Source organism: Micromonospora sp. MGP-C2 (genome assembly GCF_057766525.1).
Genome location: NZ_JBYMEN010000002.1, coordinates 3,147,119 through 3,161,921, shown reverse-complemented (window position 1 = coordinate 3,161,921; position 14,803 = coordinate 3,147,119). Strand labels below are relative to the sequence as shown.

The 14,803-nt window shown below is 73.4% G+C and carries 12 protein-coding genes and 1 pseudogene; 9 read left to right on the top strand and 4 right to left on the bottom strand.

Annotation, left to right across the window (positions count from 1 at the left end):
- Window positions 1-28 precede the first annotated feature (28 nt).
- From AC3CF1_RS14135 to AC3CF1_RS14120, 4 genes are all read left to right on the top strand, one after another.
- Window positions 29-3,427, top strand: coding sequence for an SCO7613 C-terminal domain-containing membrane protein (locus tag AC3CF1_RS14135; RefSeq protein ID WP_488450628.1), 3,399 nt, complete (start codon window positions 29-31; stop codon window positions 3,425-3,427).
- Between the two features lie 137 nt (window positions 3,428-3,564).
- A complete protein-coding gene (locus AC3CF1_RS14130; protein ID WP_210794400.1) occupies window positions 3,565-4,617 on the top strand; it encodes a fatty acid desaturase family protein in 1,053 nt (350 codons plus the stop codon).
- 194 nt (window positions 4,618-4,811) lie between these two features.
- Complete coding sequence (locus tag AC3CF1_RS14125) at window positions 4,812-5,105, top strand: 4a-hydroxytetrahydrobiopterin dehydratase (protein ID WP_354982376.1); 294 nt, start codon at window positions 4,812-4,814, stop codon at window positions 5,103-5,105.
- A complete protein-coding gene (locus AC3CF1_RS14120) occupies window positions 5,102-6,256 on the top strand; it encodes an FHA domain-containing protein (protein WP_179780792.1) in 1,155 nt (384 codons plus the stop codon). The genes AC3CF1_RS14125 and AC3CF1_RS14120 overlap by 4 nt, the downstream gene beginning before the upstream one ends.
- 165 nt (window positions 6,257-6,421) lie before the next feature.
- Here AC3CF1_RS14120 and rocD read toward each other — a convergent pair.
- The 3 genes and pseudogenes from rocD to AC3CF1_RS14105 form a co-directional block, all read right to left on the bottom strand.
- Window positions 6,422-7,635, bottom strand: a pseudogene (gene rocD, locus AC3CF1_RS14115) (ornithine--oxo-acid transaminase).
- Window positions 7,635-8,450, bottom strand: coding sequence for a dimethylargininase (gene ddaH / locus AC3CF1_RS14110; RefSeq protein ID WP_172862232.1), 816 nt, complete (start codon window positions 8,448-8,450; stop codon window positions 7,635-7,637). Before ddaH ends, rocD begins: the two are co-directional and overlap by 1 nt.
- Before the next feature lie 317 nt (window positions 8,451-8,767).
- Window positions 8,768-9,652: a thrombospondin gene (locus tag AC3CF1_RS14105; RefSeq protein ID WP_488450627.1), complete on the bottom strand. Its 885-nt coding sequence runs from the start codon at window positions 9,650-9,652 to the stop codon at window positions 8,768-8,770.
- Window positions 9,653-9,816: 164 nt separating this feature from the next.
- On the opposite strand from AC3CF1_RS14105, the gene AC3CF1_RS14100 reads away from it, so the two are divergent.
- On the top strand, window positions 9,817-10,626 hold the full coding sequence (locus AC3CF1_RS14100; RefSeq protein WP_488450626.1) for an Fpg/Nei family DNA glycosylase: 810 nt from the start codon (window positions 9,817-9,819) through the stop codon (window positions 10,624-10,626).
- A 61-nt stretch (window positions 10,627-10,687) separates the two neighbouring features.
- On the opposite strand, the gene AC3CF1_RS14095 is transcribed toward AC3CF1_RS14100, so the two are convergent.
- A complete protein-coding gene (locus tag AC3CF1_RS14095) occupies window positions 10,688-11,554 on the bottom strand; it encodes an aminoglycoside phosphotransferase family protein (protein WP_488450625.1) in 867 nt (288 codons plus the stop codon).
- A 76-nt stretch (window positions 11,555-11,630) separates the two neighbouring features.
- Between AC3CF1_RS14095 and AC3CF1_RS14090 the strand changes: the two genes are divergently transcribed.
- The 4 genes from AC3CF1_RS14090 (at window position 11,631) to AC3CF1_RS14075 (ending at window position 14,802) form a co-directional block, all read left to right on the top strand.
- Window positions 11,631-11,849 (top strand): LLM class oxidoreductase, encoded by a 219-nt coding sequence (locus AC3CF1_RS14090; RefSeq protein ID WP_354982361.1) that lies wholly within the window; start codon window positions 11,631-11,633, stop codon window positions 11,847-11,849.
- Window positions 11,850-11,925: 76 nt separating this feature from the next.
- Complete coding sequence (locus AC3CF1_RS14085; protein ID WP_088949965.1) at window positions 11,926-12,351, top strand: nucleoside deaminase; 426 nt, start codon at window positions 11,926-11,928, stop codon at window positions 12,349-12,351.
- A gap of 235 nt (window positions 12,352-12,586) precedes the next feature.
- The gene (locus tag AC3CF1_RS14080; RefSeq protein ID WP_488450624.1) at window positions 12,587-13,852 is read left to right on the top strand and encodes an AGE family epimerase/isomerase; all 1,266 of its coding nucleotides are present in this window, start codon (window positions 12,587-12,589) and stop codon (window positions 13,850-13,852) included.
- On the top strand, window positions 13,849-14,802 hold the full coding sequence (locus AC3CF1_RS14075; protein WP_488450623.1) for a carbohydrate kinase family protein: 954 nt from the start codon (window positions 13,849-13,851) through the stop codon (window positions 14,800-14,802). The genes AC3CF1_RS14080 and AC3CF1_RS14075 overlap by 4 nt, the downstream gene beginning before the upstream one ends.
- Window position 14,803 lies beyond the last annotated feature (1 nt).

Sequence of the window (14,803 nt, the reverse complement as noted above, 5' to 3'; positions counted from 1 at the left end):
ACCCCGGTCGGCTTCCGATGATGACCGGGTGGACGACACCCGCTATCCCTGCCCCGCCTGCGGTGCTCCGGCCGACCTGACCGTCGGTTGCACCGGCTGTTCCCGTGCGCCCGACCCGACCGCCGCTGAGGTGGTCCGGCTGAGCCGCGAGATCACCCAGCTTGAGCCGCAGGTGCAACGGGCTCGTCACGCGTACACCGAGCTGGCCGGTCGCCTGTCGACCCTGTCGCGGCGGCGGTCCGAGTTGGCGGCGGTCGTCCGTGCCGGGTTGGCCGCCTCCGCCGGGGCACGCCCGGCGCCCCTCGTCGGGCCGGTGCCAGCTCTCGTCCCGGTCGCGGCGCCGAGCGCGGCCGAAACCTCGACCCGGACCGTCCAGGGTCTGCTCTTCGTCCTCGGTGGACTCCTGCTGGGCACCGCGGCGGTCGTGTTCACCGCGGTGGCCTGGGCGGCGGTGGGAGTCGGCGGACGGGCGTCGATCCTGGCCGCGCTCACCGCGCTCGCGCTCGCCGTGCCGCTGCTGGCGGTCCGTCGAGGGTTGCGGGGCACGGCGGAGACCTTCGCCGCGGTGGGTCTGCTGCTGGTGGTGCTGGACGGTTACGCGGCCTGGTCGGTGGACCTGGCCGGGGTGGCCGGTTGGCCGGGCAGCCGGTACGCCGCGCTGGTCGGGGGGGCCAGCGCGGCGGTCGCCGTCGCGTACGGCCGGTGGAGCGGGTTGACCGGGCCCTGGTTCGCCGCGCTGCTGGCCGCCCAGCCGGTGCTGCCGCTGCTCGCCGTCGGGGCCGAACCGGGTGCCGCCGGTTGGTCACTGGTCCTGCTCGGGGTGGCACTGGTGAACCTGGCCGTGCTGGCCGCGTTGCGCGGCCGGGACGGGGTGGCGCTGCTCGTCGGCAGGGTGTCGGCCGGGATCGGTCACGTCGCCGCTCTCGTCGGTGCCGCTGGCTGCGCCCTGACACCGCTGATCCTCGGACGGGCGGCAGGGTCGCCACTGCTGGCCGGGCTGCCGCTGCTGCTGGTCGCGTTGACCGGGTTCGGTGCGGCCTGGCTGGTCGGCGGGCTGGCGCTGCGGGCGGTGGCCGCCGGGCTGCTGGTGCCGGTGCTCGCCGCCGCCCTGCTGCGCCCGGTGGCCGAGCTGCGGCCGTCCCTGCTGCTGCTCGCGTCGGCGGCGGTGGCGCTCGGGCTGGCCGCCGCGGTGCGGATCCTGCCGGTCAGGTCAGGAGCGGAGGTGGCGGGCGCCGGTGGTTGGCGGACCGGCCCGGGCGCCGGGGCGCTGCTGGTCGCGGCGGGCACGGCCCAGGTGGCCGCGCTGGTCACCGTCGCGTTGGCGGTCGCCGCCGCAGGCCGGTCGCTGCCGCCGTGGCGGGGGGCCGGCAGGGGACCGGACCTGGACTGGGGCTGGCAGCTCGCACCCGCCGTGGCGTTGGGGGTCGGCGCGACGGTGCTGCTGCTGCCCCGGCGGGCCCGAGCGGCGCTCGCCACGGCCGGCGCGGTGGCGGTGCTGCTGGCCCTGCCGGCCGGGTGGTCGGCCACCTGGCCGCAGGTCCTCGCCGTCGACCTGGTCGGCGGGGTCGCGCTGCTGCTCGCCGTTCTGATCCGCCCGGCGACCCACCTGGCCTCCCTGCTCACCCGCGCGCTCGGCGGTGCCGTCCTGCTCGGGCACGGGCTGTTGGTAGCCCTGGCTGCCCCGGCCGGTGTGCTGGTGACGCTCGGCGTCATCGCCGTGGTCGGGCTGGCACTGGCCGTCCGGCGGGGCGCCGGGCCGTACCGGCGGGTGGCCGGCGGCGGTCTGCTGGTCGCGCAGCTCGCGCTGCCCGGGATCGCGGTGGTGGCGTCGTTCGCCGTTGGCGCGCCGCCCTGGTGGCAGGCGCGGTTCGCGCTGATCGCCGCAGGGCTGCCGCTGGTCGCGGTGCTCGCGGCGCGTCGCCAGCGGGTGGAACTGATCGGGTACGCGGTGACGGGCGCGCTGGTCGCCATGACCGTGCCCGGCCTCGCCCCGCTGGTCGTGGCGGGGAACGAGCCGATCGCGCTGTACGCCGCGCTGGCGGCGCTGGGGGTCGCCCTCGTCGTCCGCTGGGCCCGACAGGAGGACGAGGTCCCGGTGGTGGTGGCGGCCGGCGCTCTGGCGGTGGTCGCCGTGCTGGCGGCTCTGCCGAGGGTGCTGACCGCGCTCGTGTCGCCGTACGGCGACCCGGGACGGGTCTGGTCGGGGGTGCCCACTGTCGTCGCCGAGCCGGCAGCGCTGCCCGTCGGGTTGGCGCTGGTCGTGCTGGCGGTGGCCGCCGTGGTCACCGGCCGGCGGGTCCGCCCACCGGTGCTGCCCGCGCTGCCGTTCGCCGCGGCGGCGCTGCCGGTGCTGCTCGTCGCGGTCGGCGCGCCGTGGCCGGTGCTGCCTGCCGCCGTGCTGCTCGCCGGATCGGCCGCGCTGCTGCTCGCCGCTCTGGCCGCGCCTCGCCCGGGGCTCGCACCGATCGCCGTACCGCTGGGTGTGGTGCTGGTCGCCTCCGGTGTGACGGGGCTGCTCGCCACCCGAGCCGGTTCGCTCGCTGCCGAGGGAGTGCTGTTGGTGGTGGCGGTGGTCGTCGCCGTCGGGGGGCGCACCGTCGAGGTGCGGGTCGCCGGTTGTCTCGCGGCGGTGGGTGCCGCGTCCGCGTTGGCGGTTACCGCCTCGTTGGTGGGAGGGCTGCCGCTGCGGGCCGCCGCGTACCCCCTGTTGGCGGTGGCCGCGCTGGTGCTGGCTGTCGCCGCCGCGACCACCCCGGCGCGGGGTCTGGTCGGGCGGGTGCTGGACGCAGCCGCGCAGGCGGTGGCACTGGTGGCGGCGGTGCTCACCGTCGAGGCGGCGCGACACCTCGCCACGGTCTGCGTGCTCTGGGGTGCCGCCGTGGCGCTGCGGCTGCTGCGCCGGGGGGAGCCGGCCGGCCGGCGGTGGGCGTTCGCCGGCATCGCCGCCGCCAGCGAGCTGCTCGGGGCATGGGTGTTGCTGGCCGCCGGCGGGGTGACGGTGCTGGAGGCGTACACCCTGCCGGCTGCGGCGCTCGCCCTCGGCGCGGGCCTGCTGGCGTTGCGGACCAGGCCGGGGCTGACCAGCTGGCCGGCCCTCGGCCCGGGGCTGGTCGCGGCGCTGCTGCCGAGCCTCGTGTCGGTGCTGACCGGGCCGGACCCGCAGCCGGTGCGGCGACTGCTCCTCGGCGCGGCGGCGCTGGGCGCGGTGCTGGCCGGGGCGACCCGCCGATGGCAGGCACCGGTGCTGCTCGGCGGCGGTGTGCTGACGCTGCTGGCGCTGCACGAGTTGGCCCGGGGGTGGGATCTGCTGCCCCGGTGGATCTACCTGGGGATCGGCGGGTTGGCGCTGGTCGGGCTCGCCGCCACCTACGAGCGGCGGCGGCGTGACGTGGCTCGGCTGCGCGCCGCGGTGGGCCGGCTCGGCTGAGTCGAACCAGTGGGGGGTAGGGCCTGCCCTACCCCCCATTCGGGGGTTGTCGGGGTTACTCACCGCTACCGTGACCGGGAGACTTGACATTAAGCCCGAACCACCCCGGTACGGGCGTAAGCGGAACGGGAGCAGCAATGGCGCTCGGAGCGGTGGCGGAACCGCCGGTACAACGGCGAGGCAGTGACTACGCACAGTTGTCCCGTCGGATCAGCCAGGCGGGCCTGCTGGAGCGGCGCCCCGGCTGGTACGTCGCCCGCATCGTGCTCACCCTCGGAGCCTTCGTGGCCGGCTGGGTGGCCGTGTTCCTGCTCGGCGACTCCTGGTGGCAGCTGCCGCTCGCGGCCCTGATGGCGGTGGCCACCACCCAGGTCGCGTTCCTCGGTCACGACGCCGGGCACCGCCAGATGTTCCGTCGGCGTGGTCCCAGCGACCTGGTGGGTCTGCTCGCCGGCAACGTGGCGGTGGGAATCAGCTACGGCTGGTGGGTCGACAAGCACAACCGGCACCACGCCAACCCGAACCACGAGGACGAGGACCCGGACGTCGGCGCGGGCGCGCTGGTGTGGACGCCCGAGCAGGCCCTGGAGACCCGTGGGATCAACCGCTGGATGGCCAAGCGACAGGCGTACCTCTTCTTCCCGATGCTCCTTCTGGAGGGTCTGAGCCTGCACGTGGCGAGCATCCGGGCGATCGTCGGGCGTGACTCGGACGGCCGGTACACCACCCCGATGCGGCGCCGGGCGGTCGAGGCCGTGCTGCTCGTCGCACACACCGCCGCCTACGTGGCACTGCTGTTGGCGGTCATGTCGCCGGTCAAGGCGCTGCTCTTCGCCGTCGTGCACCAGGCGCTGTGGGGTTTTTACATGGGCTGCTCGTTCGCGCCCAACCACAAGGGCATGCCGATGCCGACCGCCGAGGACGAGCTGGACTTCCTGCGTAAGCAGGTGCTGACCTCCCGCAACGTGCGGGGTAGCTGGCTGGTGGACGCCACGTTGGGCGGGCTCAACTACCAGATCGAGCACCACCTGTTCCCGAACATGCCCCGCGCCAACCTGCGGCGGGCGCAACCGATCGTCCGCGCCTACTGCGCGGAGCAGGGCATCCCGTACGCGGAGACCGGGCTGGTCGAGTCGTACCGGCAGGCGCTCGGTCACCTGCACGAGGTGGGACAGCCGCTGCGCGGCTGAGAAGGAAACGGCCGCTGCGCGGCTGCGAGGACTGAGCGGTGGGGCGGGCATCTGATGATGCCCGCCCCATCGTGTTGGCACCCACTGTCAGGGCTCTGGCAGAGCGTCTGCGGCTGTAAGAGATTGATCGCCCGCTGAGCTGGCCACCGGTGGCGCGTACGGCCCGTCGTACGCGTCACCGGTAGGGTCTGGTCATGGCAGACCTGCTCACCGCGAACGCGGTGCGAGAAGAGCTGGGCGGGCTGACCGACTGGTCGGGCGACCCGACCGGCATCGGTCGCACGGTCCAGCTCGGCAGTTTCCCGGACGCCATCGCGGTGGTGGACCGGGTGGCGACGGTGGCCGAGGAGCTCGACCACCATCCCGACATCGACATCAGATGGCGGACCCTGACCTTCCGCTGTGTCACGCACTCGTCAGGTGGGGTCACCCACCGGGACATCGAGCTGGCTCGGCGGATCGACGACATCGTCCGGAGCGCGGCATGAGATTCGAGATCAGCAAGGTTCTGGACGCCATCGAGGGGCGGGTCTGCACCGACCCGTCGCTGGCGAGGGCAGTCATCGACCTGGCCGAGGTGATCCGCTATCAGGACATCGACGGCGGACGGCCGGCCAGCCTGCTGCGCCTCGGCATGGTCATCGACGCGCTCTCCCGCGAGTTGGAGGAGGACAGCGTCCAAGTCTACGCGGTGGTGCACCGGGCGTTGCTCTCCGACGCCGACCTCACCTCCAACGAGCGGATGGTCGTCCGCCGCTGGGCCGACGACGGGCTCGTCGAGGTGCTCGACAACCCGGGTGACCGGATGTTGGAGGTCGCCGACCTGCTCGGGTTGCCGGTCCTCAGCCGGGTGCGCTTCGACGGGCTGCGCGGTCGGTTCCCGTGGCTGGTCGAGCAGCCCGGTCGGGTGGTCGCGCCGGTGCCGGGCGCCGGCGGGCCGGTGTTCATCGCGCACGTCGGTGGTGGGCACTCGCCGGTCGCCGGCAAGCGTTCGCCGACCGGGGTGAAGCTGCTGGCCCGCCAGTGGCGTTGCCCGGAGTCGGGCTGCGCGCTGTTCGGCGGCGGTGGTGGGGGCGGCGCGTTCGCCGACCTGGCCGGGGGCGCCGACCGCAGCCCCGCCGCGCAGCCGCCGCCCGCGCTGCGTAACGGCGTACCAACCTGCCCCCGACACGGCGTACGGCTCGGTGACGGCGGCCCTCGCCCACGTTCGGAGGTGCTCGCGGTGCGGGTCGGCGGCCTGGTCCGGCGGCGGTTCGTGCTCAGCGAGGACCAGCCGGTGGTGGCCGGCCGGGCACCCGAGCAGGACGGCGGGATCATGCTCGGGCAGTGGCTCAACGACGAGGCACGGCGATGGATCAGCCGTGGTCACGTCCATTTCGAGCTGCGGGTCGGTGAGGTCATCGTGACCGACGTCAGCACCAACGGCTCGGGCATCCGGCCGGCCGGTTCGATGGCCGAGTCGGACCGGATCCCCCTGGCACCTCAGCAGTCCCGGGTGTTGGGCGAGAACGACATGGTGGAGTTGTACCCCGGGGTGCAGATCGGTCGGGCCGAGGAACTGCCCACCGGTGCCCCGTTCACCCCCACGTCGGTGATGGCCGAGGCTCCGACGATGGCCATGCGCCTACCCCGTCCCTGACAGGCGCCGCGCCGCGCCGCGCCCGCGCCGCCCCCGGCCGCCGGGGGCGGCGCGGGGCCCGGCGGCGGGCCAAGATCCGCACAAGAACAGGGAAAGTGCTGCCTCGGACGGTGTCGAGGCAGCACTTTCCCTGTAGTTGCGCAGATCTTGACCAGCGGGGGTCGGTCAGCTGGCCAGCACCTCGGCCAGCTGGGCCACCGCCAGGTCGATCTCGTCCTCGGTGATCACCAGCGGCGGGGCGAGCCGGATGGTGGAGCCGTGGGTGTCCTTGGCGAGCACACCGCGCGCGGCGAGCCGCTCACAGGCCTCCCGGCCGGTCATCAGCGCCGGGTCGATGTCCAGACCGGCCCACAGGCCGCGGACGCGTACCCCGACCAGACCCTTGCCGACCAGACCCTCAAGGCCGGCCCGCAGCCGTTCACCCAGCTCCGCGGAGCGGCGCTGGAACTCGCCGGTGGCGAGCAGCCGTACCACCTCGATGGCGACCGCGCAGGCGAGCGGGTTGCCGCCGAAGGTGGAGCCGTGCTGGCCGGGCTTGAGCACGCCCAGCACGTCGGCGTTCGCGGCCACCGCGGAGACCGGGACGATGCCGCCGCCGAGCGCCTTGCCGAGCAGATACATGTCCGGCACGACGCCCTCGTGGTCACAGGCGAAGGTCTTGCCGGTACGCCCCAGACCCGACTGGATCTCGTCGGCGATGAAGAGCACGTTGCGCTCGGTGCAGACCTGGCGTACGCCCGGCAGGTAGCCCTCCGGCGGCACCACCACGCCCTGCTCGCCCTGGATCGGCTCCAGCAGCACGGCAACGGTGTTCTCGTCGATCGCGGCGGTCAGCGCGTCCAGGTCGCCGTAGGGCACGACAGTGAACCCCGGGTGTACGGCCCGAAGTCGGCGCGGGCGTCCTCGTCGGTGGAGAAGCTCACGATGGTGGTGGTCCGGCCGTGGAAGTTGCCCTCGGCGACCACGATGTTGGCCTGCCCGGCGGGCACACCCTTGACCTGGTAGCCCCACTTGCGGGCCACCTTGATCCCGGTCTCGACCGCCTCGGCGCCGGTGTTCATCGGCAGCACCAGGTCCTTGCCGCACAGCTCGGCCAGCTCCCGGCAGAAGTCGGCGAACTGGTCGTGGATGAACGCGCGACTGGTCAGCGTGAGCCGGTCCAGTTGCGCGTGCGCGGCGGCGATCAGCTGTGGGTGCCGGTGGCCGAAGTTCAGCGCCGAGTAACCGGCCAGGCAGTCCAGGTAACGCCGGCCGTCCACGTCGGTGAGCCAGGCACCCTCCGCGGACGAGATCACCACCGGCAGCGGGTGGTAGTTGTGCGCCGTCCAGCGCTCGGCGTCCCGGACCGCGCCCGGCGTACGCAGCTTGTCATCCACGATCACTTGCTTGCCTTTCCCTGACGGAGTCGCAGCGTGCAGCACTTCGGTCCGCCGCCGGCCTTACGTAGCTCGGACAGGTCGACCCCGATGGTTTCGTAGCCCCGGTCGCGCAGCTTGGCGGCCAGGTCGGTGGCCTGCGCGGGCAGCACCACGTGCCGGCCGTCGCTCACCGCGTTCAGGCCCAGCACCTCGGCGTCGGCCATGGTGGCGTGCACCGCGTCGGGGAAGAGTCGGCGCAGCACGGCCTGGCTGCCGGGGGAGAAGGCTTCGGGCAGGTACGCCACGGTCCGTTCGTCGAGCACGGTCAGCGCGGTGTCCAGGTGGTAGAAGCGCGGGTCGACCAGCTGCATGGTGATCACCGGGTAGCCGAAGACCTCCTGCAACTGGGCGTGCGAGGCGTGCGCCGTGCGGAAGCCGGTGCCGGCCAGCAGGTGGTCACCGGCCAGCAGGACGTCGCCCTCGCCCTCGTTGACGTGCTTCGGGTCGTACATCTCGAAGCCAGCGTCCTCGAACCAGGCGCGGTACGCCGGTGCCTCGTCGGCCCGCTGCGGGTCGCGGAACTGCACGGCCATCGCCTTGCCGTCGATCACGGTGCCACCGTTGGCGGCGAAGACCATGTCGGGCAGGCCGGGTACCGGAGTGATCTCCTCGACGGTGTGGCCCAGGTCGCGGTACGTCTGGCGCAGCTGCTCCCACTGCCGGACGGCCAGCGCGGCGTCGACCGGCGCGGTCGGGTCCATCCAGGGGTTGATCGCGTAATCGACGGCGAAGTACGTCGGCCGGCACATCAACAGGCGCTGGCTGGTGGCGTCCATCGTCATTGTCCTGCTCCCAGGGGTCGGGCGCGCCCGGCCACCGTGGCCCACGGGCTGGCGCCGTTGCTCAACGGTATGCGGCGCCAGCGGCAGGATCCACCACTGAGAGTTGCGCGGACCGAACATTCGTTGCGTCTGAGCGACTGCCGGGAGCGATTCGTTGTGTCAGGCGTGCCCGACCCCGGAAACACTTCAGGGGCGGCGAACCGCCGCCCCTGAAAGGGTGTCGCCCGGCCGGTGAACCACCGGAGTGTTCGGGCTGCCGGCGAACCGCCGGCTTTTCGCCGGTGCATCACCGGCGAGCGGAACAGTGCCCGCTAGAAACGATCGACAAACTGTGAGTCAAGCCACTCACGGAAGCGCTGCACCCAGTCACCGTCGGTGGTCGGCCAGTCGAACTGCCCGGTCATCGCCAGCACCCCGACCACCACGGCGGCCAGTCCGATCAGCACGCCGAAGAGCGCGTCGGTCTTGCCGGCGACGTGCCGGCGGCGGGTGGCCATCAGGCCGAGCACCGAGAGCACCGCGCCGAACGCGCCGAGCCCGATGCCGTACCCGGCCAGGGTGCCGGTCAGCACGAACATCGCACCGGCCACGGCGACGATCAGGCCGAGGGTGGCGAGCAGGCTGGCCCGCGGCTTCGGGCCGCGCGTCACCGGCGGCTCGGGCGCGGTCGTGCCCGGGGTCGGGTCGACCGGGCGGTCGGTGGTGACCCGGTCCGTCGTGTCGGGTCGCCGGGTCGTGCCGTCGAGGTCGGCGTCCCGGTCGGCCGTGCGCCCCGTGGTCGGGTCGGTGCCGGGCCGGGGCTCGGTCACGACCGGGCTGGCGGCGCCGCTGCGCGGCTCCGTCTCCACCGGACTGGCGGTGGCAGCTGTGCTCTCCGCGGGTCGGGCGGTGGCGGCGCGGGCGACCGCGGCCCGCGCGGCGGCCCGCCGCTCGGCCTCGCCGGGCTGGTCGCCGGCCTGATCGCCGGGCTGGTCGTCGGTTGCGGCGGCGCTCCGGTACGTCGTCTGATCTGCGTCCCGATCGGTGACCACCGGGCGACTGCGCTCGCCGTCCCCGGGCTGGTCCACGTCGGTCTGGGTTGCGCTGTCCCGGCCGCTGGCGACCGGGGTGTCCCGGTCGTCGATGCGACCGTCGAGGTTCTCGTCCCGCGTCGGTGCCGGCTCGGACCGGCGGGACAGCGAAGGAATCCTGACCACTACACACCTCCTGATGAATGCGTGGTGGCCGACGAAACGGGTGGCACCCACGCGGTGTCGACCCTCGAATACCCACCTGGGCGTTTCCTGACACCAATCCTGGGTACGGGCTCGACGCTCGGCCTTGATCGACTGGGCACGGCGGCTGGCTATCCTTGGCACCCGTGCCAGAGGGACACACGATCCATCGCCTGGCGGCCCGGCACGCCGAGCTGTTCGCCGGGGACAAGCTGCACGCCGCGAGCCCGCAGGGCCGCTTCGCCGACGGCGCCGCCCGACTCACCGGGACGGTGCTGGAGAGCACCGAGGCGTACGGCAAGCACCTGCTGCACCACTACGCCGGTGAGCTGACCCTGCACGTACACCTCGGGCTGTACGGCAAGTTCACCGACGGCCCGGGGGAGCCGCCGGAGCCGGTCGGTCAGGTGCGGCTGCGACTCGCCAGCGATCGGCACTGGCTCGACCTGCGCGGACCCACCGCCTGCGAGCTGATCACCCCACCCGAGGTGGCCGCACTGCGGGACCGCCTCGGACCGGATCCGCTGCGCGCCGACGCCGACCCGGAGCGGGCGTACGCCCGGATCTCGCGCAGCCCCACGCCCCTCGCCGCGCTGCTGCTGGACCAGTCGGTGGTGGCCGGCACCGGGCTGATCTTCGTGACCGAGGCGTTGTTCAGGGCCGGCCTGCCGCCGACGATGCCCGGCCGAGGGCTCACGCGGGTCAACTGGGACGCGCTCTGGGCCGACCTGGTCGGGCTGATGCGACTCGCGGTCGAGCACGGCCGCATCGACACCGTGCGTGACGCGCACCTGCCGGAGGCGATGGGCCGGCCGGCGCGGGTGGACCGCCACGGTGGCGAGGTGTACGTCTACCGCCGCCCCGGCGCGCCCTGCCACGTCTGCGGCACCGAAGTCAGCCGGGGCGAGCTGGCCGGTCGCAACCTGTACTGGTGCCGGACCTGCCAGGCCGTCTGAGCCGCCCGCCCCGACGCATGCACCGCCCCGCCCTTCGGGCGACCCGCGGCGCTGCCGGACCTCAGCCGGCGTCGAGCAGCCAGCGGACCACCTCGACCTGGTGCGGAAAGACGACCGCACCGTCGATGCTCCAGGCCAGCGTGTGCCCGATCGTCCAACCCCGGGCCCGCTCGCGGTCCAGCCCCAGCTCGGCGGTGAGCCGGTCCAGCCGGTGCCGGACGGCCGTTGGCGAGTGACCCAACTCCCGACCGCGCACCATCGGCACGACCGAGAACTCCCGCTCGCCGGTCAGCGGCTTCGGGTCGATCGCCAGCCATGGTTCCCGGTCGGCGGCGAGCACGTTGCCGGCGTGCAGGTCCTGGTTGACCAGCACCTGCTCGCCCTGACTCGACGCCAGCCCGGCGAGCAGGTCGAGTGCCGTGTCCAGCAGCCGTCGCTCGTACGGCCGGCCGGCCCGTTCCCAGTTGTCAGGCAGCCGGTCGATCCAGCCGGCGGCCTCCTCGGCCAACGGGGTGAACGGGGCGCCGGCCGGTCGCCACAGCCGGGGCAGCAGGGCGGTCACCGCGTCCAGCGCGCGGTCCATCGGAAGCTCGTGCAGCGGAGTGCCGGGCTGGCAGCGTTCCACCAACAGGGCGCGTCGCTCCGGATCATGGGCGAGCAGCCGGATCGCCCCGTCGCCGTTCCACTGGGCCAGGGCGTCGGCCTCGTGCCGGCTGTCCTCGTCCGGGTACTGGAGCTTGAGCACCGCCGCCGTGCCGTCGGGCAGGTCCGCGGGCAGTGCCAGGGATGCGTAGGCGTACCGGAAGGGCGGGCCGAGTCGCAGCGACCACCGCTCGGTGCACTCCGCCAGCCACGTCGGGAGGGTGCCGAGCCAGGTCCGGCCCGCCGGTGTCGTACGGACCCAGTCGAGGCCCTCGGGGAGATCCATCCGACCATCCTGGGCCGTCCACCGTTGCGTTGGTGGCCTGTTCCCATGCCGGGTCCGCAGTGGCTAGCGTAAGGCAGTGCAGATCGGCGTGAACGTACCGAACTTCGCCCCGGGCACCGACCCCGACGTGCTGCGTCGGTGGGCGCAGACGGTCGAGGGCCTCGGCTTCGATCTGCTGATGGTCTCCGATCACATCGCGGTGACCCCGGACGTGGCCGAGCAGTACCCGGCGCCGTTCTACGAGCCGTTCACCACGCTGTCCTGGCTGGCCTCGACCCGTTCAACGGCGACCTGACCGAGATCCGCCAGCCCGAGCGTGCCTGGCAGACACTGGCGGCGGTGGCCGCACATCACAGATCCCAGGAGGGCCGATGACACCCGACGACGAGAAGTTTCTCCGCCGCGCCGTGGAACTCGCCAGTCAGGCGGGGGCTTCCGGCGAACGGCCGTTCGGCTCGTTGCTGGTCGATGCCGAGGGCGTCGTCCTGATCGAGGATCACAACACAGTGGTCTCCGAGGCGGACATCACCGCCCATCCGGAGTTGAAGCTGGCCCGCTGGGCGGCTCGGGAGCTTCCCGCCGAGAAGGCTGCCGGCACCACCATGTTCACCAGTTGCCAGCCCTGCCCGATGTGCGCGACCGCCATCGACCGCTCCGGCCTCGGACGCGTGGTGTACGCGCTGTCCAGCGAGCAGTTCGAGGAGGTCAAGCCCGCCACACCGCCGCTGCCTCCGGTTCGTTACGAGGGGCCGGCGCTCTTCGACGAGGCGCGCCAGCCGATCGACGACTATTACTGACCCGATCCGGCCCGGAGCGGTGTGACGCAACCGGAATTGACAGTCGACCGATCACCGGAGCAGGGTTGGTAAGTGACAACGATGTCAACGGGCAAAAGGGGGGAATCGTACGCATGATCACTCCCGATCGCACCCGCAGCTCGGGGCGTCCCGCTGGCGGTTTTCCGGCGCGGACCCGGTCCGTCCGCCGATCCTGGCCGTATGTCCCTTTCCTACCCGACGGTGACCAGCTGAGATGACCGACGTGCCCCGATCCGACGCCGCAAAGACGCCCGCTCCCGCCGGGTCACCCGACCTGCCCGACCTGGAGGAGTTCCTCGCCGATCAGGCCCGCACACTGCTCGACACGGCCCGCCGGTCGGTTCGGCCCGAGGGCGGCTTCTGGTGGCTCACCGATGACCGCACCCCGGACCGCGGCGAGCCGGTGTTCACCTGGATCACCTGCCGGATGACCCACGTGGCCGCCCTCGCCCACCTCCACGGCGACCCGGACGCCGCCGCTCTCGTCGACCACGGGATCGCGGCGCTCAGCACCCTGCTGCGCGACGACCGGTACGGCGGTTGGTTCAGCGCGGTGGACCAGCAGGGGGCACCCGTCGACGATCGGAAGGCCGGCTACGACCACGCGTTCGTGCTGCTCGCCGCGTCCAGCGCCGCGCGGGCCGGCCGGCCGGGCGCGGAGCGGTTGCTCGCCGACGTGCTGAGCGTGGTGCTGGGCCGGTTCTGGGACGACGACGCCGGCGCGGTCCGCGAATCGTGGAACCGGGACTGGACGGTCACCGAGGACTACCGCGGCGCCAACAGCAGCATGCACATGGTCGAGGCGTTCCTCGCCGCCACCGCCGCCACCGGCGACGCGAGCTGGGCCGACCGGGCCCTGCGGATCGCCTCCCACCTGGTGCACGGCGAGGCCGCCCGGCACGACTGGCGGCTGCCCGAGCACTTCACCGCCGACTGGACGCCGCTGCCGGACTACAACCGGGACCAGCCCGCCGACCCGTTCCGCCCGTACGGCTCCACCATCGGCCACTGGCTGGAATGGGCCCGGCTGCTGCTCGAACTGGAGGCTGTCCTTCCGCAGCCTCCACGATGGCTGCTCGCCGACGCCCGTGCCCTGTTCGCCGCCTCCGTTCGACGGGGCTGGGCGGTCGACGGCGCCGACGGCTTCGTCTACACGATCGACTGGGATGACCAACCGGTGGTCCGCTCCCGGATGCACTGGGTCCTCGCCGAGGCGGTCGGCGCGGCCATCACCCTGCACCGGCGCACCGGGGACGCGGTCTACGCCGACTGGTACCGGGTCTTCTGGGCGTACGCCCGGCGCACCCTGATCGACGGCACCGGGTGGCGGCACGAGCTGGATGCACAGAACCTGCCCTCCGACACGGTCTGGCACGGCCGGCCGGACGTCTACCACGCGTACCAGGCGGTGCTGCTGTCCCGCGCGCCCGACGGGCTCGGCGGCGCCGGCCCGCTCGCACCGGGCGAGGTGCCCGAGTGATCGTGGTCGCGGGTGAGGCACTGATCGACCTGGTGGTCACCGCCGACGGCCAGCGGGCCGTGCCGGGGGGCTCCCCGGCGAACGTGGCGGTCACTCTGGCGCGGCTCGACCAGCCGGTACGACTGCTGGCCCGGCTCGGCACCGACGAGTACGGCCGGCAGGTCGCCGAGCACCTGCGGGCCAACCGGGTGGACCTGGGGTGGGCGGTCCGCGCCGAGGAGCCCACGTCGGTGGCGGTGGCCACGTTGGACGCCAGCGGGCAGGCCAGTTACGAGTTCCGGCTGGCCGGCGCGGCGGACTGGCAGTGGACGCCGCAGGAGCTGCCCGAGCTGGCCGGTTCCCCGGCGACCGCCCTGCACACCGGGTCGCTCGCGCTCGCGCTGGCCCCCGGGGCGCAGGTGCTGGAGGACCTGCTCGCCTCCGAACGTCACCGGGACGCGCTCACCCTCTCGATCGACCTCAACCTGCGTCCGAGCATCGTCACGGACCGGGCCGCTGAGCAGGAGCGGGTACGCCGGCAGGTGCCCCTCGCGCACCTGGTCAAGGCCAGCGACGAGGACCTGGCCTGGCTCTACCCGGACCGGTCGGTGGCCGACGTGATGGCGGAGTGGCATGCGGCCGAGGTGTGCTGTGCGGTCGTGACCCGGGGCGGTGAGGGCGCCTGGCTGCTCGCCCCGGACGGCACGCTGCACGAACAACCGGCGGTACGCACCACGGTGGTCGACACGGTAGGCGCCGGCGACTCGTTCACCGGCGGTCTGCTCGCCGCGCTGGCCGACCTCGACGCACTCGGCGACCGGCCGGCCGACCGGCTCACCGCGGTGACCGCGCCGCAGTGGGCTGCGGTGCTCCGGCAGGCCGCCACGGTCGCCGCGCTGACCTGCGGACGCCGAGGCGCGGACCCGCCCAGTCGCACCGAGGTCGAAACCCTGCTAGCCGCCGCGAGCTAGG

Excerpts from the sequence above, each read along its gene's own strand:
- AC3CF1_RS14080 (WP_488450624.1), top strand. The coding sequence starts at position 12,587 with ATGACCGACGTGCCCCGATCCGACGCCGCAAAGACGCCCGCTCCCGCC.
- AC3CF1_RS14125 (WP_354982376.1), top strand. The coding sequence starts at position 4,812 with ATGGCAGACCTGCTCACCGCGAACGCGGTGCGAGAAGAGCTGGGCGGG.
- AC3CF1_RS14130 (WP_210794400.1), top strand. The coding sequence starts at position 3,565 with ATGGCGCTCGGAGCGGTGGCGGAACCGCCGGTACAACGGCGAGGCAGT.
- AC3CF1_RS14085 (WP_088949965.1), top strand. The coding sequence starts at position 11,926 with ATGACACCCGACGACGAGAAGTTTCTCCGCCGCGCCGTGGAACTCGCC.
- AC3CF1_RS14095 (WP_488450625.1), bottom strand. The coding sequence starts at position 11,554 with ATGGATCTCCCCGAGGGCCTCGACTGGGTCCGTACGACACCGGCGGGC.
- AC3CF1_RS14120 (WP_179780792.1), top strand. The coding sequence starts at position 5,102 with ATGAGATTCGAGATCAGCAAGGTTCTGGACGCCATCGAGGGGCGGGTC.
- ddaH (WP_172862232.1), bottom strand. The coding sequence starts at position 8,450 with ATGGACGCCACCAGCCAGCGCCTGTTGATGTGCCGGCCGACGTACTTC.